The sequence below is a fragment of the Myxococcus guangdongensis genome (assembly GCF_024198255.1).
Taxonomy (GTDB): domain Bacteria; phylum Myxococcota; class Myxococcia; order Myxococcales; family Myxococcaceae; genus Myxococcus; species Myxococcus guangdongensis.
In genome coordinates this window covers 774,869-794,367 of record NZ_JAJVKW010000003.1, presented here as the reverse complement: position 1 = coordinate 794,367, position 19,499 = coordinate 774,869, and the positions used below count along the sequence as shown (strand labels likewise).

Sequence of the window (19,499 nt, the reverse complement as noted above, 5' to 3'; positions counted from 1 at the left end):
GTCAGCGGACGGAGCCGGCGAGCAATTCCCAGGCGGCGCGAACGTGTCGCTCCTCCGTGGTCGCCGCGCCGATGGCCATCCGCAGCACGTACCGCGCGGGCGCCCCCTCCACCGCCAGCAACACCGTGTGCGTGAGGAACACCTTGCCGGTGGCATTCACGCGCTCCAGAAGCTCGCGGTTCCTCCCGTCGGTGTCCTTCGAGGACTCCCCCGGAAGCGGCTTCGAGCGGAAGCACACCAGCGCCAGCGAGCGAGGCGTGACCACCTCGAAGCGCGCGTCCTCCTGCACCCAGGCCTCGAAGCACTGCGCCAGACGCACGTGCTCGCGGATGTGCGCGCGCAGTCCCTTGGCACCGTAGTGACGCAGCACGAACCACAGCTTGAGCGCTCGGAATCGGCGGCCCAGCGGCACCTGCCAATCACGGTAGTCGATGACCGCGCCGCTCGCGCTCGCGGAATTGCGCAGGTACTCCGGCGTCACACTCAGCGCGTCGAGCAACGCCTGCCGGTCGCGCGTGAAGAAGGCATTGCAGTCGAAGTTGGTGAGCAGCCACTTGTGCGGGTTGAAGGCGAACGAATCCACCCGGTCCATACCGTCGAGCAAATCCCGGTGCTCGGGGCACACCAGCGCGGAGCCCGCCCACGCGGCGTCGATGTGCAGCCAACCACCGGAGGAGTTCATCGGCGTCCGAGCCATCACCTCGCCGATGGCGCGGACCGGGTCCACGGCACCTGACGACGTGCTCCCCACGGTGGCGCACACGAAGAAGGGCGCGCGTCCCGCATCGAGGTCTTCACGGATGGCGCGCTCCAGCAGTTCGGGCCGCATCCCATAGCGGTCGTTCGTCTGGATGAGCCGCACATGTGTCGTGTCCTCCGCGCCGTGCGCCACGCCACACAGCATCGCGGCCTTGAGTACGGACGAGTGGGCCTGCGTGGAGGCATAGGCCACCCACTCGGAGCCCGCGGGTGCACCACGACGACGCGCGCGCTCCCGAGCGGCCACCATGGCCACGAGCGTGGCCTCGCTCGCGGTGCCCTGGATGACACCGCCCCCTCGCTCGGAGGTGGAGCGGAAGTCCTCGGGCAACCCCGTCAGGTCCACAAGCCAGTCCACCACACGCGTCTCCAGCTCCGTCGCGGCGGGGCTCGTGGACCAGAGCATGCCCTGCACACCCAGGCCCGCGGACAGCAGCTCGCCGAGCACCGCCGGACCCGAGGCATTCGCGGGGAAGTACGCGAAGAACGACGGGGACTGCCAATGCGTCACGCCCGGCAGGATGACGTCCTCCAGATCGCGAAGGACGGCATCCCAACCCTTCACACCGTCGAGCCCCTCTTCCGGCGGACGCAGGGGCAGCATCGAAGCGACCTCGCCCGGAGCCACCTGCGAGCGCACGGGGAAAGACTCCAGCCGCTGCTGATAGTCAGCGACCCAGTCCACCAGCCGGTGCCCCAGCTCACGAAACTCCTCGGGGCTCAGATGGGGCACGCCGCCATCACCACGGTTCGATTCGTCGCGCATGGGCGACTCCTCGCACGAGCCTCGAGTCGCTTCAAGCAGGCCCCCGCGCGCGCCTTCCGGCGGAGGGAACATCCATTGGGCCCACTGCAGGCCATTGTCATCCAGGGCCGTCCCTTTCGAGAAGGCGACTTATTCCAGCTTTTCTAATTTTGAGAGAGAAGGCCGTGATTTGCTGGGGAAATGACCCCAGACATCACGAGACGTGCTCCCCGGTTCTCACGGCTTGGCCTGTACGGCGTGCTGGCCCTGACCTTCGCCGCCATGTGCTGGCCCATGAGTGCCCAAGCGCAGGCGTGGACACTCACGACCGAGCAGCGGCAGGCGTTCCTCCAGTACTACGCGCCCATCCTGCTCAAGCGGGGCAACGGGAACGACGGGCGGCACGGCTACGACTGGGTGACGAGCTTCGACTTCGACCGGGACGGGAACTTCTCCAACAACAAGCTGAACTGGAAGCGCATCCCCCAGTACGTGGATGCCTCGCGCACGGGGCCGAGCGCGTATGACGCCTGGCGCATCCGTCCAACGCTCTACACGTCGCTCATCGAGTTCATGGCTGGGGCCAAGAGCCTGAAGCTCATCTACCACGTGTATCACGCGCTCGATAAGAACGCGGCCGGGGACTACCAGCTCCACGACTGGGAGCGGGTGGAGATGCTCGTCACGAACGTGGTGGGCGCGCCGGGCAGTGGGGAGTCCGTGGCGTACGCGGTGGTGACGCAGCACAAGCGCAACGTGGTGCGCCGTGCGGGACACGTGGACCTGAACTTCATGCAGACGGCGACGGGCAAGCACCTGCTCGTCTGGCAGGCGGAGTGGTCGGACAAGCTCGCGGCGGCGCACGGGCAGGAGCTGCGCTTCGTGACGGACGCGTATGCGTTCTTCGCGGGGCGGATGGCGAGCGCGGGCAAGGCAGAGGCGGGGGTGAACAACGATGGCGGGCGGAAGAACGTGCACTACGCCTTCGTGCCGGAGGGTTCGGCGGACGCGGTGGCGGCGTTCGGAGCGAGGGCGCTCACGTACGCGACGGCGGACTCGCTGGCGAGCCGCTACGACAACGGGAAGACCATCACCTGGCCCAACGTGAAGCGCGTCACGTATGAGCTCCAGGACCTGGCGGACATCCTGCCCACGCACTGGCAGCACGGCGGCTACGCGACACACTGGTTGGACACGGGGCCCATCGACTTCTACCTGGAGAGCGCGTTGGTGAACGAGGGAGGCGCCACGGAGGTGAGCGCGGGCATGCAGCGCTTCTTCCCCAAGACACGCGACGTGGAGAACGACGATGACCGCGAGGGCTACATCGCGAAGAAGTGGTTCGTCGGGACGTTCGAGATGAACGACAGCGCCTCCGACTTCGGGGGCGGCGGCTCCAACGCCTTCCACGACAACGCCTACGCGAGCACGGCGGTGGACTCACGGGGGAGGACGCGGGCGAGCGCGAGTGGATACACGACGTCACCGTCCTCGTTCTGGTGGCAGCACGACTACTTCGTGCACGCGGGCTTCACGGACTCGACGGACGGAGTGGAGCAGGGCTTCTGGTTACCGGGGGCATGGTACCTGCCCGCGAACGGCGGCTTCGACGGCCGCTGGGTCCAGCTCTTCGACGACCGCCCGGGCCTGGAGTCGGGACAGCGCTGAGTCCCACGGCGCGAGTCGTCACATCCATCCGACGACTCGCGCTCCTGCTCCCAGTATCAAGGCCGCGCAATCTTGCGCAGCCGCACCTTTCCATCGACTCCTGGCGAGGGGTCCTTGTGGGTCAGGACCTTGCCGGAATCCGCATCGGACATCTCGATGCCCAGGTCCACCAGCTTGCGCACGGCCTCCTGGAAGCGGGAGGTTCGCAAGCGCTCCGGCACCTCCATTCCGAGCCCGCGAAGAACAGCGCTGACGATGCGCGGCCGGCTCCAGTCGTGCGAGAGCCCGATGAGATAACCCACCGATGGCGCGACCACCGTGCGGCCCACCTCTTCGTCCGACTCCAGTCCCTTCGACGCCGCAGTCTTGAGAGCAGCGCTTGCTTTCGCCACGGGGCGCACGAAATGCTCGTCCAGATTGAGCTCGGAGTTCATGGACTCTTTTCCGAACTCCACGGGAACTTCGCCCTGCATGAAAATCGTCCGGGCAAAGCTCACCATCTGAGCCTGCGTGTAGCTGCCAATATCCGGCGAGAAATAGCGCCGGTCCTTCCACCGGAATGGGCGACGCAACAACCGATAGAGCGCCTCGCGATCGAGGTCGAGAATCAGCTGTTGGAGCGAGTCTTTGTAGGATGTGGCCAGCGCCTGCCTCAGTTCCGTGTCCGCGCGGCGGTCACTCAGTTTCCGCAACGCAGCCAGGGTTCGCAGCCCTTTGCCGTCGACCAACTGCAGCACTTTCAGCACGGGTATCGCCATGGTCCCCTCCAACCCAAAGGCTGGAGGAGCATGGCTCGTTTCGAAGAGCGACAACAGAGGGTGGCAACGACCCCATCCTCTCCAACACCCGAGACCGGGCCATTGCGGCATGCACAATGGCCCGCATGCCTCCAGCCTCAGGGCTGGAGTGACACGCCGGCGTTCTCTTGCTCCCGCCGCTTCAGCTCACCCGCCGCCTGCGCGGCCTTGACCAGCGTGACGATGATGTACACGCGGACGATGAACCCGAAGACGTTCGGCTTGCCACCGGCGTCCATCAACGTCACCACGGTGTCGCCGATGTACAGCAGCACCGCGAGGATGGGCTCGAACCTGGTGGCGCGATAGGTGAAGAAGCCGAACACCGCCACCAGCGCGCCGAAGACGATGGAGCCGATGCCCAGTCCGAGCGCATCCATCTCCTCGCTCGCCGTCAGCATGGCGATGACGCCCAGCAACGTGTTCAGACCCGCCAGGAAGTACAGCATGTAGGCCGCGGTCTTGATCTGCTGCTCGGGGTCCGTCGACGACCCGGGCAACGGAGCTCCTCCAGAACATCCCTCACTCGAACTCGAGACGCTGGGGACCACCTGCCTCCAGCGCGAACTTCCTAGTACCCATTCATGCCCCCACTTGATGCGTCAAAAGACGTCGACCCTCGGACTCTAGGGAGTCCATCGGCCTCACCGCAAAGAGTACACGCACCCCGACAGAATCCCCTCAGTCCTGGAGCATCAACCCGACGCCAATGACAACCATCACCGCCAGATGGAACCACCCCACGTTGCGCGCCAGCACCGCCCAGCCCTCACCCGACCCTGGCGACGTACCCGCGCGGATGGCCGCCAGTTCCTGGTAACCCAGCACCAGCCCCACGAGCCCCGGGACGAATCCGCAGAACCCCAGCGTGGCGAAGATGACCGCGAGCGTCGCCCGCTTGGACGGCTTCTCTCCCAGCGCCACCTTGTGGCAGCGAAGGCACAGCATCCTCCCCACCTGCCACCTGCGGCAGCCCTCACACAGGAAGGTGCCACATCGACTGCACGTCCCGTCCGCAAGGCGCTCGGGATGAAGAGGACACGTCGCCGCCAACGACTCCATTCCCGCTCTCTACCACGCGCACCGAGTCCACGCCGAAGGGTCGGCCAGAACCACGTCCAAAGACTCGCTCACGCCTGTCAGGGTACTAGCGACATAGAACATCCCAACCATCGCCGACACCCGAACACTCCTCGGCACGCACATCCGACCCATTCACAAAGGCCCAGACAAAATGCTTCGCATCACCATGCTTGTCACCGGAATCCTTGCAGGAGGCATTCTAGGGGCGGCGACCAGTCCCCAGGATGCATTGGCAAATCCACCTGTGAATTGTTGCATCACCTGTGGGTCGACGACGGCCTGCGGCTATTGCGTCGAGATTTGTGGCACCACTTGCGGCGGTTGCTCGTAGCGTTCCTCGCGCCTCGCCACCTGCCATGCGATGCCGGTCCGCCAGCGCTTCTAATGAGCATCGGGATGAGATAGCGTATTCCGCATGCCATCCGTGCTTCTCTTGACGGGCTTCCTTCTTTCTGGCGCTGTGCCTCCTTCGACGGCGCCAGAATGCCCCCCAGGTTCGACGCTCGAGTGGTGTGCACCGCACTTGGTGGCGCTCAGGCTGGAGGATGCCGCCGGCGTATTGGATATCAAGCAAGCGAACGGTGAAGTCATACCATGGCGACGCACGGCCTGGAAGGGTCCGCTGGTCGTTCGTGTGGAGCGTCAATCGGACAAGACCGTGAAGGTCTCCATTGGACTTCAAGAAGGGGACTCCGTGCGCGAACTGAAGAGTGCCTCCCTGAAAAAGGGCGAGTCCGTCAGCATTCGGCCAGGGGTCGAGGTTCCAGAGGGTTTCTTTGGCACCAACGCAAAGCCTGTCAAATTCACCATCTCTTCACAAGGAGGGTTCCGATGGAGCGTCGCAGGTGGCTCATGATGGGGGCGGTGCTCGGCTTCGTCCTTGCCATGGGCTTCGCGCTGGGAGTGGGCTTCGCCGGCCGGAGTCGCCCCGAAACTGTCGTCGCCGCGGCGCCTACATCGCCTCCACCTCCCGTGGCGCCCACAGAGCAAGCCCATCGCCTGCTACAGGACGAGGAGCTGAAGAACGTCCAGCTTCGCCAGCGCATCACTGAGCTCCAGCGAGAGTTGCAGAGGGTCCGGGAAAGCTCCCCGGATGGTGGCGCATCCACGCCGGTGCGCATCGCACCGCGAGAGGCAGGGACATTCCGCGCGGCCAGCCCGGGGGCAGGCTCGAATCAACCATTGGCCTTCCCGCAGAACGCCCCCGAACAGTTCACTCCGAAAGGGTTCGAGAAGGTTGCCATCCAGGCGGCGAAGGAGTGCGGGATGGGGCTGGACGTCATCGCCGTCGACTGCTCGGAGTTCCCCTGCATTGCTTGGACGGAGGCAAAGGATGCCACCATCCAGCGCTTCACGATGGATGCCTGCAGCCCCTGGGCGGAGGCATTCAAGTACGGAACCGTCGTGGTGGGTTCCATTGACCCGAGCGACGGGGGAAGCGGTGCTCGATTCTTCTCGTGGATGGCTGTTCCGCCCGACCCGACTGACCTCCTCATCGCAGTCAAACGTGCCAAGGAGCGCAATCGCGAGATGAAAATGGCACTGGGGATTCCGTAGGACGGAGCCGGCGAGTTGGACAGGCTTCGGTCGAGTCCATCGCCATGCAACCCAGTCGCATCTCATGCCGCCACGACACCTCGCCGTACCAGCTCGCGGAAGTAGCGCGCCGCCGGGTCCACATGGGTCCGCTCGTGCCAGCACATCGAGATTCGCACCGTGTGCGGTGGAGTCGGCGCATCGACCGCCTGCACCGAGAACCGGGCCCCCTTCTCACTCACCAGTGACTCCGGCAGCGTCGCGACCAGGTCCGTCGTGGCGACCACCGCCGCCGCCGCCGTGAACGACGGCACCGACATCACCACCTCCCGTTCAATCCCCGCCCGCGCGTACGCCGCCCCCACCGCGTCCCGGAAGCTCTTCCCAGGCACCATCTCCACCCGGACATGCTGGAGCCCTCCCAGCGCCCGCGCGGACAGACGCTTGCCCAGCATCGGATGCCCTCGACGCGCCACCAGCACCGTGCGCTCCATCAGCAACGGCTCGACATGCAGCCCCGTCCCCTTCCCCGCGAGCCCCAGGTGCAGGTCCACCTGCCCCGACCCCAAATCCCCCAGTGACACGAGCGAGTCGATGCCCACCACGGAGAGCCGCGCGTCCGGCATCTCCCGCCGCATCAGCGTCGCGATGCGCGGCACCCACGTGAGCTGTCCCGCGTCCGCGACCGCCAACGTGAAGGTCTGCGTGCACCGCCCCGGCTCGAACGGAACCTCATGGAGCGCCTGCTCCATCTCCCGCAGCCCGCGACCAATCGCCGGAGCCAGCGCGAGCGCCCTCGGCGTCGGCACGATGCCCCGCCCCTTGCGCGTCACCAGCGGGTCTCCAAGCAACGCACGCAGCCGCGCCAGGCTGTTGCTGATGGCCGACGGCGTGACATGGAGCCGCTCCGACGCCCGGACCACGCTGCGCTCGGCGAGCACGGTGTGGAGAACCAGGAGCAGGTTGAGGTCGATGGCCCCGATTTGAATACTCATTGCCGGTGAGGTTACTGCTCACGAACCATCACGGCCAGCGAGGACGTTCCGGGCACATATTGGGGCCATGCACAGACTGCTCGGCTGGCTCGCCACCGGCGCGCTCATCGCGTGCCACGTCTCCTCACCCGTCATCCCCCACCCCACGCCCATGCCCGCCCCCTATCAACTCCCCGTCCTCGACTCCTTCATCTCCTACCGCGAAGAGGGCACCGGCTCGCCCATCGTGTTCCTGCACGGCAACCCCACGTCCTCGTACGTCTGGCGCAACGTGACGCCTCGACTCGCGGACCGGGGCCGTTGCCTCGCGCCCGACCTCATCGGCATGGGGAGCTCCGGCAAGCCCGACATCGCCTACCGGTACGCAGACCATGCGCGCTACCTCGACGCCTGGTTCGACGCGCTCGGCCTGCGCGACGTCGTGCTCGTCGGCTACGACTGGGGCGGAGTGCTCGCCCTCGACTGGGCCTCACGACACCCGGACCGCGTGCGCGGCGTCGTGGTCTTCGAGACCTTCCTGCGTCCCATGCACTGGAGCGAATGGCCACCGCAGGGCGAGAAGCTGTTCCGCGCGCTGCGCACGCCCGGCGTCGGCGAGCAGATGGTGCTCGAACAGAACGAGTTCCTGGAGCGCTCGCTCAGCAACGGCGTCAAGACGGGCCTCACCGACAGCGCCCGGGCGGCCTACTACGCGCCCTACCCCGACGCCGCGTCACGACGTCCCATGCTCCAGTGGCCCCGCGAGATTCCCATCGACGGCAGCCCCGCCGATGTCGCCGCCGTCATCGAGCACTACGACACCTGGCTCACTCAGCCCACCGGGAAGCCCGCGCTCCTCTTGACCTTCGAGGGCGGCAGCCTCAGCGCGCCGAAGACCATCGAGTGGGCACGCACCCAGTTCCCGCGCCTCGAAATCGTCCCCCTCAGCCCGGCGGGACACCACGCGCCGGAGGACGTGCCCGAGGACATCGCCAAAGCACTCCGAAGCTGGCTCGACCGCCAGGGCTGGTAGACCCGTCTCCGCTCACCGTGCGCCGAACAGGGCCTGCTCGGCCTCCGCCACGAACGTGTCCCGACCCCACGGCAAGGGCGCATCCCAATCCCAGCCCGTGCGGTCCACGAGCCAGGACTCGAGATGCGCCAGGACGAGGTTCGCGGCCTCCGTCCGGGTCAGCAGGCCCTCCACCGCACAGGCCCAGCCGTCCTTCTCACCGAACAGGACGCGTTGGATGACCTGGGCCAGCTCCGCGTCCGACACGCCCTCGGCGCCAATCCGCACCGCCATCTGTCGCGCACAGCCGACCAGCGCCTCCATGTCAGGGGCGGCCGGGAAATCTCTCGAGGTTCCCACCGCCCGCACCTTCTCACATCAGCGCAGGTCCAACAGCCCCGCGTCGGTGATTCGACCCAAGCCCTTGAGCCAGACGTACTCATCCGTATCGGCATCGAACACGGCGACCGAGCGTCCCTGGTCGAAGAGCAGCAGCGTCCGACCGTCCCCGCTGATGTCGTGCGCGCCCACGAAGCCCTCGGCCTTCGTCACCCGGACCTCATCCCGCTCCACCGAGTACTCATACAGCTGGGAGAGCTTCCGCTCGAAGTAGTTGCTCTCGATGAAGAACACCGACTTGCGCCGCGGGCTCCCCGCCGTGAGTTCGTAGCCGCTGCAGTAGGTGTCATGGGTCTTCCAGATGCGCTCCTGACCCGTGCGCAAGTCCACACGGCGATAGGTGGCCGAGTCCGCGCCCTCGCAGTTGCCGCCCTCGTCCTGCGTCCCCTCGCGATAGAAGACCATCGTGTCCCCTATCACCATGGGCGACAGCATCCCCTTGCGCTTCTGCTTCAGCGGCGGCCCCAGCTTCCACGGCTTCGTGCCCGTGGGGTCCATCGTCGCGATGCGAACACCGCCCTTGTCATGACGCAGCACCGTGCGCGACTCGCCCGGCAGCACCTCATTGCCCGCCTTGTCCGTCTGGTGCACGGGCAACACGTGGATGCCCTCGGGCTTCGGCCCGAAGCTCCAGCTCCACCAGTCCGACGTCGTCACCGTCCCCGTCGCGACGAGCACGCGAGAGCCATCGGCCGTGAACTGCTCCGGGAACTGCATGTGGCTGACGCCATTGCTGGTCCACTGCCCGGGGATGCCCGGCGTCACCGCCACGACCCCGTTCATGTCCCCCATCACGATGAAGGAGCCCTCCTTCGCGCGCCCCGACTTGTCCCGGGGCACCTCGAGCCTCCGCCCCGCGAGCGTCATGCTCACGAAGCGCTGCGTCCCCTCGTCGCCATCAACGGCGAGCGCCATCGCCCAACGGCCCGTGGACGGATGCACCGCCAGCGCCCTGAGCAAGCACGGCTCCTTCTCCTGGAACCGCGTCCCCTTCTCGGGTCCCGCCAGCCACTTGCTCTCCTCCACGTACTCGCACTCAGCGAGATTCCGCGAGCCCCCTGAGTCGACGTAGACGACCCGGCCAGGAGCCAGGGCAATCAATGGCACCGGGGAGACCGTGGCTTCGGGAGACGGAGACGATTCGGCCCACGCCGTCGCGGACGTGGCCAACAGTGCGGTGAGCACTGTGCTGCGCAGGATGTCGTGCATGCACCTGATGACGCACGCGGGCATTCTCTATTCACCTCGCGTGCGTCTCAGCCCTCACGGACGCTCGATGTCCCGCGCCGTCCCCTCCAACAGCCCCGCGTCGGTGATTCGACCCAAGCCCTTGAGCCAGACGTACTCATCCGTATCGGCATCGAACACGGCGACCGAGCGCCCCTGGTCGAAGAGCAGCAGCGTCCGACCATCCCCGCTGATGTCGTGCGCGCCCTCGAAGCCCTCGGCCTTCGTCACCCGGACCTCATCCCGTTCCACCGAGTACTCGTACAACTGGGAGAGCTTCCGCTCGAAGTAGTTGCTCTCGATGAAGAACACCGACTTGCGCCGCGGGCTCCCCGCCGTGAGTTCGTAGCTGCTGCAGTAGGTGTCATGGGTCTTCCAGATGCGCTCCTGACCCGTGCGCAGGTCCACACGGCGATAGGTGGCCGAGTCCGCGCCCTCGCAGTTGCCGCCCTCGTCCTGCGTCCCCTCGCGATAGAAGATCATCGTGTCCCCTATCACCATGGGCGACAGCATCCCCTTGCGCTTCTGCTTCAGCGGCGGCCCCAGCTTCCACGGCTTCGTGCCCGTGGGGTCCATCGTGGCGATGCGAACACCTCCCTTGTCATGACGCAGTACCGTGCGCGACTCGCCCATGAGCACGACGCTGCCCGCGGTGTCCGTCTGGTGCACCGGCAACACGTGGATGCCCTCGGGCTTCGGCCCGAAGCTCCAGCTCCACCAGTCCGATGTCGTCACCGTCCCCGTCGCGACGAGCACCCGAGAGCCATCGGCCGTGAACTGCTCCGGGAACTGCATGTGGCTGACGCCATTGCTGGTCCACTGCCCGGGGATGCCCGGCGTCACCGCCACGACCCCGTTCAGGTCCCCCATCACGATGAAGGAGCCCTCCTTCGCGCGCCCCGACTTGTCCCGGGGCACCTCGAGCTTCCGCCCCGCGAGCGTCATGCTCACGAAGCGCTGCGTCCCCTCGTCCCCTTCGACGGAGAGCGCCATCGCCCAGCGTCCCGTCGTCGGATGCACGGCCAGCGCCCAGAGCGAGCACGGCTGCTTCTCCTGGAACCGCGTCCCCTTGTCGGGACCCGCCAACCACTTGCGCTCCTCCACCTGCTCGCACTCCGCGAGATTCCGCGAGCCCTCCGAGTCGACGTAGACAACCCGACCCGGAGCCAGGGCAATCAACGGCACCGGGGACACCGTGATTTCGGGAGAGACGGAGGTCTCGGCCCACGCCGTCGCGGACGTGGCCAACAGTGCGGTGAGCACCGTGCTGCGCAAGATGTCGTGCATGCGCCTGATGACGCACGCCGACATGTCTTATTCACACTGCGTGCGCATCAGCGCTCACGGGCTCGTGGGCGCATCCTGTTCCAGCGCCTCACGCACCTCGCGCAGCGTGCCCACCACCGTCTTCAAGGACGCCGCGGTCAGCTTGCCGCCCAGCTTGTTGGCCCACGCGAGCTGTCGGGCCTCCACCTCGCGCAGCCGCTCGCGCCCCTTGGGCGTCAATCGCATCAACTTGGCCCGGCGGTGGTGCGGGTTCTCCTCGTACTCGATGAACCCCTCCGCCTCCAACGCGTCCGCCGTCTGCTGCACGCTCTGCCGCGTCAACCCGATGGCCCGCGCCACGTTCGCCACCGGCGCCGGCTCGTGGTCCACCACGCCCAACACCTGCCACCGCGCGCTCGTCAGCCCCGACGGCGCCGCCAACCGGTCCCCCGCCGCCAGCAGCAGGCCGTTGTTCTGGAAGATTTCGAGCACCAGGTCCGTGAAGGCCGACCCGGCCGTCGTGTATTTCGCCATGCCCCACAGGCTGTCCGATTGACAGTGCCCTGTCAAAAGAGCTGTCACCCGGCTCGCATGAATTTCCGGAGACCCCGGTCGTCCAGGGAGCTGAATCCCCGCCCCCAGGAGCCTGAGATGCTTCGTCCCCTCGCCGGACTTCTCCCTCTGTGCCTGTTGGCCACCGCCTGTGGAGCCTCCGCCCGACAGCAAGCGCTGCTCGAACGCCGGGAGGCCATCCGTGAATCCAACAGCGCCTTCGCCGCCGAGGAGCTGGCGAACTACCGCGGCAAGCACGGGTTCCAGGAGACGCGGTGGGGCATGTCTCCCGACGAGGTCCGCGCGCTCTACCCCGAGGCCCGGACGACGTCGTCGGAAGGTGACTTGCGCATCGCCACCCGCGTCACCGACCGCCCGGCGACGGTGGACTTCCGGTTCACGCTGAACAAGCTGGCCGCCGTGTCGCTGCGCTTCGACACGGGCGCGCCCCTGCGTGAGGACTTCGACGCGCTCTCGGAGCTCTTGTCCATGAAGTACGGCGACCCCACCTCGCGTAGAGACACCGTCGAGGAAGCGGAGGCGCGCCTTCGCTCCGCGGAGTCCTTGAACCGCAGCCTCGGTGAGGGCACCCGACGCTCCCGCACCACCGCGGACGACCTCGCCTACGAGAACAAGGTCCGCCTCGAGGCGCTCGCGGCCCAGTCCGACTATGTCGTGGAGAAGTCGTGGAAGGACGCGGAGACGAAGCTCCAGCTCACCGGCTGGCAGCAGCCCGACGTCAGCAGGCTCACGCTCGACTACGTGAGCCGCTTCCTCGAGCCGCACCTGAGCAAGCGCGCCACCGGGTTCGAGGACCTGGAGAAGAAGCGCGAGCAGGCCCAGGAGCTGTGAGCGAGGGACTCGGGAATCGCACTCCCGAGTCCTTCACGCAAGCCACGCGGGCTCAGGAGCGCCGACGACGCGCGCCGATGAGCCCCATCAACCCGAGCAGCGCCATCCCCGCGAGCGGACCGCCCGAGCTGTTGCAGCCCACGGCCTCCTCGTCGTCACCGCTCGGAGACAGCCCGCCGGGAGGAATCACGCCGCCCGGTGACTCGTCCGGGCGGGTGCCGGCATCCGCAGCGGGCGTCCCCGCGTCCACGGTGGGAGTCCCCGCATCCACCGTCCCCGCGTCCACCTCTGGCGTGCCCGAGTCCGGCGTGCCCGCGTCCACGGGCGTGCCCGCGTCGGGCGTGGGCGTCGTGGGCAGCACGTCCGCGAGCGTCGTCGCCTGGATGAAACCATCGTGGTACAGCACGCCCACCGGCCGCACGGTGTCGCTGCGGTACAAGCCCAGCTTCAAGTAGTTGTTCTGCCCCGCGTACATCGTCGCGGCGGCGCGCTTGGCGAGCACCTTCTCCTTGTTGTGCCAGAGCTCCACGAAGCCCGTGCTCGCCTTCGCGGACCACTTCACGTGCAGGATGAACTCGTGCCAGACGCCTCGCACGAGCTTGCCTCGCCACGGAATCGTGGAGTCGGAGTTGAGCGACATGCGCATCTCCTCGCCGCGCACGTAGAACTCCAGCGGAGGCGAGCCGCAGCAGCCGTCATGGTGCCACTGCGTGAAGAGCTGCCACGTGTCCACGCTGGGGAAGTCCGGCGCGAACATCACCTTCCAGCGGTAGTAGTACTCCGAGCCCTCCTTCTCCTTGCCCAGGTACACCAGCTCGTTGCGGTTGCCACTGGAGTTGATGGGGTCATCGCCCTGCTTCACGGTGACCTTGAGCGCGTACTTCCCCTCGGCCACGGGGTTGGTCACCACCAACAGGCGGTCCGAGCTGACCATCTGCTCGCGCGTGTACTGCGAGCGGTTGCCCGTCTCGAAGTCACCCCGCCAGATGACCTCCCCCGCCGCCAGGCCAGGGAGCAGGAACATCGCCAGCAATCCAGGGACAAAGACTCTCAATGGCACATGTCCTTGCGAAGGTTTGAAAGCCAACCTTCGACAGACCGTAGCCGAAACGATTCCGTGTTTCATTCCCCCGGCAAAATCTTCCCTCTCGCCTGACAACAGAGCGAGCATCCGGGCAGGGGACTGGATGTCTGATAAATGTTTCGGCGAGCGGACCGGCCGCGCCCCCCGGCTGAATCGGTGAGTTCAGCTTATGACTCAGTGCGTCACGTGAAGAAACAAGGAGCCGTGGGCTGACCGTTGGGAGGTGGTGTCGTGTATGGTCCCCACCCCTTCCGGCGCTCCCTTCCGGCAGCGTCCCGGGTGCAACCATGCTTGTCCTGCGTGACGTCCAGAAGAGCGACCTGGCCGGCCTCAAGCGGCTCGCCGCCGTGCTCAACACGGTGAACCTGCCGAACAACGAGGAGACGCTCGAGAGCATCATCGACAAGTCGGTGAAGAGCTTCGCCGGCAAGGTGAAGAACCCCTTCGAGCGCGAGTACCTCTTCGTGCTGGAGGACATGCGCAACGGGCTCATCATCGGCACGTCGATGATCATCGCCCAGCACGGCACGTACGAGGCGCCGCACATCTACTACGAGGTGAGCGAGCGGGAGCACTACTCCGCGTCCCTGGAGCGCCACCTGCGGCACAAGGTGCTGTCCATCGCCTACAACTACGAGGGCCCCACCGAAATCGGCGGGCTCGTGGTGGACCCGCCCTACCGCGCCACGCCGGACAAGCCCGGCAAGCAGCTGTCCTACGTGCGCTTCCTGTTCATCGCCATGCACCGGCGCATCTTCCGTCCCCGGGTGCTGGCGGAGCTGCTCCCGCCGCTGCTCCCGGACGGGCGCAGCCTCTTGTGGGAGGCGTGCGGCAAGAAGTTCACCGGCCTGACGTACCTGGAGGCGGACCGCCTCAGCCGGCAGAACAAGGAGTTCATCAAGGAGCTGTTCCCCGCGTCGGACATCTACGCGTCGCTCTTCCCGGACCGGGTGCAGAAGGTGCTCGGCGAGGTGGGGCCGCAGACGCGCGGCGTGCAGCGCATGCTGGAGCGCGTGGGCTTCCGGTACGTGGAGCGCATCGACCCGTTCGACGGGGGGCCCCACTTCGAGGCCGACACGGGCGACGTGTCGCTGGTGCGCAAGTACCGCACGGTGAAGCTTGCGGCCGAGGACTTCGAGCTGGAGGGGGATGACGTCCTGGTCGCCTTCGAGCGCGAGTCGGGCCGCAACCGCTTCCGCTCGGTGCGCTGCCACGCCCGGCTGGACAACCAGGTGGCCTACCTGCCCGCGCGCGCCAAGGAGATTCTGGGCGCGAGCACCGGCGCGAAGCTGTCCGTCATCCCGTTCGAGTAGCGCTCACGGCTGTCGCACCACGCGGTGGTCTCCGCGCAGGAGGGCCAGCCAGCGAGTGCCCGCCTCCAGCGCCGGGCCCTGTGCATCCGCCAGCGCCACGGGCAGGTGCGTGTCCGCGCGCACCGGGTCCATCGACGTGGGGTCCAGCTCCAGCATCCCCCCGTCCTCCAGCGCCACGCGCACCCACGCGTGCGGCCGCGCGGGCCCGCCGTCCACCACCAGGAGCCCATGCACCAGGGCCACCTTCACGCCTTGCTTGCGTGCTCCAGCCGCGAAGCGCAGCGCGTGCGCCAGGCAGCCACCCGCCTCGCCCTCGCCGCCCTCGCGCCAGTCGGCCTCGCTCGGCCCCTTCTCGATGAAGGTCGCGTGCACTCGCGCCGCCAGCGCCCTCGCGGCCCGGGCCTTCCAGGGCGTCATGCCCGGAAGCCTCGCGGGCACCTCCAGCGCGGGAACCAGGGTCAACGCCCCGCGCTCGCCCGCCACCGGCAGCCCCTGGGCGAAGAAGTCCGGAGGCGCCACCAGCCGCGTGTCCGGTGACGCCACGGTGAAGCGGGACTCGCCCACCTCCAGCACATCCATGCGGCCACGCGCGTCGTAGCGGGCCTTGAAGGGCGTCCCCAGGAGCGTGCCTTCCACCCACGGTGCCGTTCCGCCTGTCACGCAGTGCGGGCCCTCGCGGCCGGAGAGCTCCTCGCGGCCCGTCACGCAGCCCGGGGCGGGAGGCCCGCGCCACAGCCACAAGGCCTGGGGGACCACCGGGCGGCCGACGAGCCGGCCCTCGGCGTCCACCTCCAGCAACGCCGTGCGTCGACGCGCGCCCGAGTCCTCCCCTCGCGTGTGCAGGTGGTGGCTTGCGTACCGGAAGGCCGCCGCCTCCCGCGTCAGGGTGACAGTCCCCACCGGCACCCCGCGCCAGGCGAAGACGAAGCGGGTCGTCTCCTCGGGCGGGTGGACCCGGCCCGCGCCCGGACTGACGGGGTTCGCGGGGAGGGACAGGAGCAGGAGGGCGAGCAGGATGGACACGAGGGGACGAGTCTGCGGCGTTTTGAGGACCGGCGCGAGAAGGCGGAGTACCCTCCCCCGGGTCCATGGGCGCCAAACGGTACCTCTTCGCGTTCGGCCTGGCGGCCGGTCTGCTCTCCGCGCTCGTGCTGGGGGGCGTGCTCCAGCTCACGGGTCAGCGGCTGGACGTGTCCGCGTGGACGGCGCTGCTCGTCGCCACGCCCACGCTCTACATCGTGGGCGGCTACCTGTCGTGGTTCCGCTGGGCGGCGCTGCGCAGGCTGGCGCGTCGGCGCGTCATGGCCCAGCTGGCCGAGGGCGACCTCACCACCACGGGCGGCTTCCGCTACGAGGGGCACGAGGACGTCCGCCGGCTCATCCTGTCGCTGCGCCGCGCGCTGTCGCAGGTGCAGCGGGTGACGGCGAACCTGCACCGCACCAGCAACGAGGTGAGTGAGCAGGCCCTGAGCCTGTTGGAGGCCGCGCGGCGCCAGGGTGGCGCGGTGGAGCGCACGCTGCACTCCGTCAGCGGCATGGGCGGCAGCCTCCAGGTGGTGGGCAAGCGCGTGCACCAGCTGGAGGTGTTCGCGGTGGACACCACCGGCGCGCTGCTGGAGATGACCGAGCGGCTGGAGCAGGTGGTGGAGTCGCTGTCGCAGGTGAACGACTTCGCCAACCACACCACCGCGCTGATGCAGGCGATGAGCGAGCGGCTGGCCAACATCGCCTCCTCGGGTGACGAGCTGGCGCGCTTCGCCGCCGAGGCGGAGAACTTCGTCGCGCTGGTCGAGGGCGGCATCGACTCCGTGCGCAGGCGCGCCAGCGAGACGAACCAGCTGGCCCTGGCCGTGACGGCGACCGCCGAGCGCGGCGAGGTGCTGGTGGGTGACAGCGTCAAGGGCATGTACCGGGTGGAGGAGACCGTCCGGAAGGCCGCGGAGCTGATGGGCACGCTGGGCTCGCGCTCCGCGGAGATTGGCCGCATCGTCGACGTCATCCAGGAGATTGCAGACCAGACGAACCTGCTCGCCCTCAACGCCGCCATCATCGCCGCGCAGGCCGGTGAACACGGCCGCCCCTTCGGCGTGGTAGCCAACGAGATTCGCAACCTGGCCGAGCGCACCACGCGCTCCACACGCGAAATCGCCACCATGGTGTCGGGCATCCGCGACGCGGTGATGACCGCGGTCACGCTGGTGCACGAGGGCCGCGAGCAGGCCACCGCGGGTGTCGCGCTGGGTGACCGCGCGTCCGAGGCGCTGGTGGAGATTCGCACCATTACCCAGCGCACCTTCAGCGCCGTGGAGGCCACGGTGACGGAGACGCAGCGGCTGGAGGCCCAGGGCGCCACCGTCGTCGAGGCGAGCCGCCGCGTGGCCCGGCGCGTGGAGGACGTCACGCGCATGGCCATCGAGCAGGCTGGCCACGCGCGCGAGCTGGTGCGCCAGACGCAGGAGATGGCCCGCGTGGGGCATGGCGCCTCGCAGAAGGCCGAGGACCAGGCGCGCACGGGGCGGGACTTGTCCGAGTCCGTGGTGCGCCTGAGCGCGGCGATTGAAGAGCTGCGCACCGCCAACGTGGTGCTCACCCGCGCGGACTCGTCCATCCGTGAGGAGGTGGCGCAGGTGCGCGAGGACGCGCGTCGGGTCATCCGCATCGGCGATGGGCTGACGCGCACGGTGGACCAGCTAGGCCACGAGGCGGTGGGACTGGAGACGGAGGTGTTCCGCTTCCGCCTGCCCCAACCTCGCACCGGCGGCACGCTGCGCGTGGTGCTGCACCAGTCCGCCTCACTGCGGAACCGGCAGGCGGTGGACCCGCTGTTCAGCGTGGAGAACCAGCTCTCCGAGCTCACCGCGTGCTCGTTCTCCGGGCTCGTGCGACTGGAGGACGGAGGGCTGGAGCCAGACCTGGCCGAGCGCTGGGACGCGGACCCCTCCGCGCGCCGCTATCGCTTCTATCTGCGCAAGGGCGTCACGTTCCATGACGGCTCGCTGTTGACGGCGGGCGACGTGAAGCGCCACCTGGAGCGCCTGTTGGACCCGGCGGTGCGCTCGCCGGACCGCAGCCTGCTCGAGGACGTGGAGGGCGCGCCCGAGTTCTCGTCGGGACTGGCGCGCGAGGTGACGGGCATCGAGGTGCTGGATGACGCCACGCTGGAGATAAGGCTGCGCGAGCCCAAGGCGTTCTTCCTGCACCTGATGGCGCTGACGGCCACGTCGGTGGCGAGGATGGACGGGAGCGGACGGCTGGTGGGCACCGGCCCCTTCCGCGTCATGTCGTTGGAGCCGGAGCGCGTGGTGATGGAGCGCAATCCGTCCTACTGGCGCTCGGGGACGCCGCTGTTGGACCGGCTGGAGTTCCAGCTCGTCGATTCACGGCAGGAGGCGGTGTCGAGGTTGCGCACGGGCACGGCGGACCTGGTGTCGTTCCTCTCCGCGGAGCACGTGGAGGTGCCGGGTCTGGAGTCGCTCCAGGTGCTGGCGAGCACCACGCCCTCCACGGCCTTCGTGGCGCTCAACCTGCGTGAGCCGCCCTATGACGACGTGCGGGTGCGTCGGGCGCTGCGCGCGGGCATGGACATCATCGGACTGGTGGAGCAGTTCCATCCGGGCACGCGCGTGGCGCGCACGCTGACGCCGCCAGAGCTGCTGACGGGCTCCGAGGTGGCGCCCCTGCCCACGCCCGACGTAGCGCTGGCGGAGCAGTTGTTGCGGGACGCGGGGCTGCGCCGGCTGAAGCTCACGCTGCACCACCCCGTGGGCCGCGACACGTCGACCGAGGACGCGGTGTTGTTCCGTCCGCTGTTGCAGGCGGGGCTGTTGCAGTTGGAGCACGTGGAGCTGGCGCCGGAGGAGTACCTGACGCGGCTGCGCGACGGGAAGATGTCTGCCTTCCGCACGCTGTGGCTGGCGGACTTCCCGGACCCGGACACGTTCCTCTACTTCCTGCTGAACTCCAACGCGCAGACGGTGTACCCGCTGGGCTACCGCAACCCGGAGCTGGACCGCATCACCTCCGAGGCGCGCGTGTCCATCGACCCGGAGCTGCGCCAGCAGCTCTACGTGCGCGCCGAGCACCTCTTCCGCGACGACTGCCCGCTCATCCCGCTGTACCACGAGCGGGTGCACGCGGCGGCCTCCGCGGCCGTGCAGGGACTGCGGCTGCACCAGACGCCGCCCCAGGTCCGCTTCGAGACCCTCTGGGTGGACCCGAACGCGTCGGAGTGA

At 68.0% G+C, this 19,499-nt stretch carries 18 protein-coding genes; 7 read left to right on the top strand and 11 right to left on the bottom strand.

The window, feature by feature from the left end:
* Position 1: 1 nt before the first annotated feature.
* Positions 2-1,525 (bottom strand): pyridoxal-dependent decarboxylase, encoded by a 1,524-nt coding sequence (locus LXT21_RS12665; protein ID WP_254038374.1) that lies wholly within the window; start codon positions 1,523-1,525, stop codon positions 2-4.
* Positions 1,526-1,798: 273 nt separating this feature from the next.
* Here LXT21_RS12665 and LXT21_RS12660 point away from each other — a divergent pair, with 273 nt between their 5' ends.
* Positions 1,799-3,172, top strand: coding sequence for a hypothetical protein (locus tag LXT21_RS12660; RefSeq protein WP_254038373.1), 1,374 nt, complete (start codon positions 1,799-1,801; stop codon positions 3,170-3,172).
* 56 nt (positions 3,173-3,228) lie between these two features.
* Here LXT21_RS12660 and LXT21_RS12655 read toward each other — a convergent pair whose 3' ends face one another.
* The 3 genes from LXT21_RS12655 to LXT21_RS12645 form a co-directional block, all read right to left on the bottom strand.
* Positions 3,229-3,930, bottom strand: coding sequence for a hypothetical protein (locus LXT21_RS12655; RefSeq protein ID WP_254038372.1), 702 nt, complete (start codon positions 3,928-3,930; stop codon positions 3,229-3,231).
* 137 nt (positions 3,931-4,067) lie between these two features.
* The gene (locus LXT21_RS12650) at positions 4,068-4,469 is read right to left on the bottom strand and encodes a hypothetical protein (RefSeq protein WP_254038371.1); all 402 of its coding nucleotides are present in this window, start codon (positions 4,467-4,469) and stop codon (positions 4,068-4,070) included.
* Between the two features lie 181 nt (positions 4,470-4,650).
* Entirely contained in the window at positions 4,651-4,917 is a 267-nt protein-coding gene (locus tag LXT21_RS12645) for a hypothetical protein (RefSeq protein WP_254038370.1), read from the bottom strand.
* A gap of 661 nt (positions 4,918-5,578) precedes the next feature.
* On the opposite strand from LXT21_RS12645, the gene LXT21_RS12640 reads away from it, so the two are divergent.
* Positions 5,579-5,908, top strand: coding sequence for a hypothetical protein (locus LXT21_RS12640; protein ID WP_254038369.1), 330 nt, complete (start codon positions 5,579-5,581; stop codon positions 5,906-5,908).
* Entirely contained in the window at positions 5,884-6,609 is a 726-nt protein-coding gene (locus LXT21_RS12635; RefSeq protein ID WP_254038368.1) for a hypothetical protein, read from the top strand. Before LXT21_RS12640 ends, LXT21_RS12635 begins: the two co-directional genes overlap by 25 nt.
* 62 nt (positions 6,610-6,671) lie before the next feature.
* Here the strand turns inward: LXT21_RS12635 and LXT21_RS12630 are convergent, their stop codons facing one another.
* Positions 6,672-7,583 carry a LysR family transcriptional regulator gene (locus tag LXT21_RS12630; RefSeq protein WP_254038367.1) on the bottom strand — a complete coding sequence of 304 codons (912 nt, stop codon included), beginning with the start codon at positions 7,581-7,583 and terminating at the stop codon, positions 6,672-6,674.
* Between the two features lie 67 nt (positions 7,584-7,650).
* Here LXT21_RS12630 and LXT21_RS12625 point away from each other — a divergent pair, with 67 nt between their 5' ends.
* Positions 7,651-8,595, top strand: a complete 945-nt coding sequence (locus tag LXT21_RS12625) for a haloalkane dehalogenase (RefSeq protein ID WP_254038366.1) — start codon at positions 7,651-7,653, stop codon at positions 8,593-8,595.
* Between the two features lie 12 nt (positions 8,596-8,607).
* On the opposite strand, the gene LXT21_RS12620 is transcribed toward LXT21_RS12625, so the two are convergent.
* Genes LXT21_RS12620 through LXT21_RS12605 form a run of 4 tightly spaced genes read right to left on the bottom strand, consistent with a single transcriptional unit; the run spans position 8,608 to position 12,000 of the window.
* Positions 8,608-8,934, bottom strand: a complete 327-nt coding sequence (locus LXT21_RS12620; protein ID WP_254038365.1) for a hypothetical protein — start codon at positions 8,932-8,934, stop codon at positions 8,608-8,610.
* Between the two features lie 18 nt (positions 8,935-8,952).
* Positions 8,953-10,182: a hypothetical protein gene (locus tag LXT21_RS12615; RefSeq protein WP_254038364.1), complete on the bottom strand. Its 1,230-nt coding sequence runs from the start codon at positions 10,180-10,182 to the stop codon at positions 8,953-8,955.
* Between the two features lie 54 nt (positions 10,183-10,236).
* Positions 10,237-11,487, bottom strand: coding sequence for a hypothetical protein (locus tag LXT21_RS12610; protein WP_254038363.1), 1,251 nt, complete (start codon positions 11,485-11,487; stop codon positions 10,237-10,239).
* Positions 11,488-11,541: 54 nt separating this feature from the next.
* Entirely contained in the window at positions 11,542-12,000 is a 459-nt protein-coding gene (locus tag LXT21_RS12605; RefSeq protein WP_254038362.1) for a MarR family winged helix-turn-helix transcriptional regulator, read from the bottom strand.
* A gap of 117 nt (positions 12,001-12,117) precedes the next feature.
* On the opposite strand from LXT21_RS12605, the gene LXT21_RS12600 reads away from it, so the two are divergent.
* Entirely contained in the window at positions 12,118-12,870 is a 753-nt protein-coding gene (locus LXT21_RS12600; protein ID WP_254038361.1) for a hypothetical protein, read from the top strand.
* A 52-nt stretch (positions 12,871-12,922) separates the two neighbouring features.
* On the opposite strand, the gene LXT21_RS12595 is transcribed toward LXT21_RS12600, so the two are convergent.
* Positions 12,923-13,894, bottom strand: coding sequence for a polysaccharide lyase (locus tag LXT21_RS12595; RefSeq protein WP_254038360.1), 972 nt, complete (start codon positions 13,892-13,894; stop codon positions 12,923-12,925).
* Between the two features lie 347 nt (positions 13,895-14,241).
* On the opposite strand from LXT21_RS12595, the gene LXT21_RS12590 reads away from it, so the two are divergent.
* Positions 14,242-15,267: an arginine N-succinyltransferase gene (locus LXT21_RS12590; protein ID WP_254038359.1), complete on the top strand. Its 1,026-nt coding sequence runs from the start codon at positions 14,242-14,244 to the stop codon at positions 15,265-15,267.
* A gap of 3 nt (positions 15,268-15,270) precedes the next feature.
* On the opposite strand, the gene LXT21_RS12585 is transcribed toward LXT21_RS12590, so the two are convergent.
* Complete coding sequence (locus tag LXT21_RS12585; protein ID WP_254038358.1) at positions 15,271-16,290, bottom strand: lasso peptide biosynthesis protein; 1,020 nt, start codon at positions 16,288-16,290, stop codon at positions 15,271-15,273.
* A 65-nt stretch (positions 16,291-16,355) separates the two neighbouring features.
* On the opposite strand from LXT21_RS12585, the gene LXT21_RS12580 reads away from it, so the two are divergent.
* On the top strand, positions 16,356-19,499 hold the full coding sequence (locus LXT21_RS12580; protein WP_254038357.1) for an ABC transporter substrate-binding protein: 3,144 nt from the start codon (positions 16,356-16,358) through the stop codon (positions 19,497-19,499).

What these genes read in the sequence shown, in the direction of transcription:
- LXT21_RS12595 (WP_254038360.1), bottom strand. Translation starts at nt 13,894, where the DNA reads ATGTTCCTGCTCCCTGGCCTGGCGGCGGGGGAGGTCATCTGGCGGGGT.
- LXT21_RS12610 (WP_254038363.1), bottom strand. Translation starts at nt 11,487, where the DNA reads ATGCACGACATCTTGCGCAGCACGGTGCTCACCGCACTGTTGGCCACG.
- LXT21_RS12645 (WP_254038370.1), bottom strand. Translation starts at nt 4,917, where the DNA reads ATGCTGTGCCTTCGCTGCCACAAGGTGGCGCTGGGAGAGAAGCCGTCC.
- LXT21_RS12635 (WP_254038368.1), top strand. Translation starts at nt 5,884, where the DNA reads ATGGAGCGTCGCAGGTGGCTCATGATGGGGGCGGTGCTCGGCTTCGTC.
- LXT21_RS12590 (WP_254038359.1), top strand. Translation starts at nt 14,242, where the DNA reads ATGCTTGTCCTGCGTGACGTCCAGAAGAGCGACCTGGCCGGCCTCAAG.
- LXT21_RS12625 (WP_254038366.1), top strand. Translation starts at nt 7,651, where the DNA reads ATGCACAGACTGCTCGGCTGGCTCGCCACCGGCGCGCTCATCGCGTGC.
- LXT21_RS12600 (WP_254038361.1), top strand. Translation starts at nt 12,118, where the DNA reads ATGCTTCGTCCCCTCGCCGGACTTCTCCCTCTGTGCCTGTTGGCCACC.
- LXT21_RS12660 (WP_254038373.1), top strand. Translation starts at nt 1,799, where the DNA reads ATGAGTGCCCAAGCGCAGGCGTGGACACTCACGACCGAGCAGCGGCAG.
- LXT21_RS12615 (WP_254038364.1), bottom strand. Translation starts at nt 10,182, where the DNA reads ATGCACGACATCCTGCGCAGCACAGTGCTCACCGCACTGTTGGCCACG.
- LXT21_RS12580 (WP_254038357.1), top strand. Translation starts at nt 16,356, where the DNA reads ATGGGCGCCAAACGGTACCTCTTCGCGTTCGGCCTGGCGGCCGGTCTG.
- LXT21_RS12655 (WP_254038372.1), bottom strand. Translation starts at nt 3,930, where the DNA reads ATGGCGATACCCGTGCTGAAAGTGCTGCAGTTGGTCGACGGCAAAGGG.
- LXT21_RS12630 (WP_254038367.1), bottom strand. Translation starts at nt 7,583, where the DNA reads ATGAGTATTCAAATCGGGGCCATCGACCTCAACCTGCTCCTGGTTCTC.
- LXT21_RS12605 (WP_254038362.1), bottom strand. Translation starts at nt 12,000, where the DNA reads ATGGCGAAATACACGACGGCCGGGTCGGCCTTCACGGACCTGGTGCTC.
- LXT21_RS12665 (WP_254038374.1), bottom strand. Translation starts at nt 1,525, where the DNA reads ATGCGCGACGAATCGAACCGTGGTGATGGCGGCGTGCCCCATCTGAGC.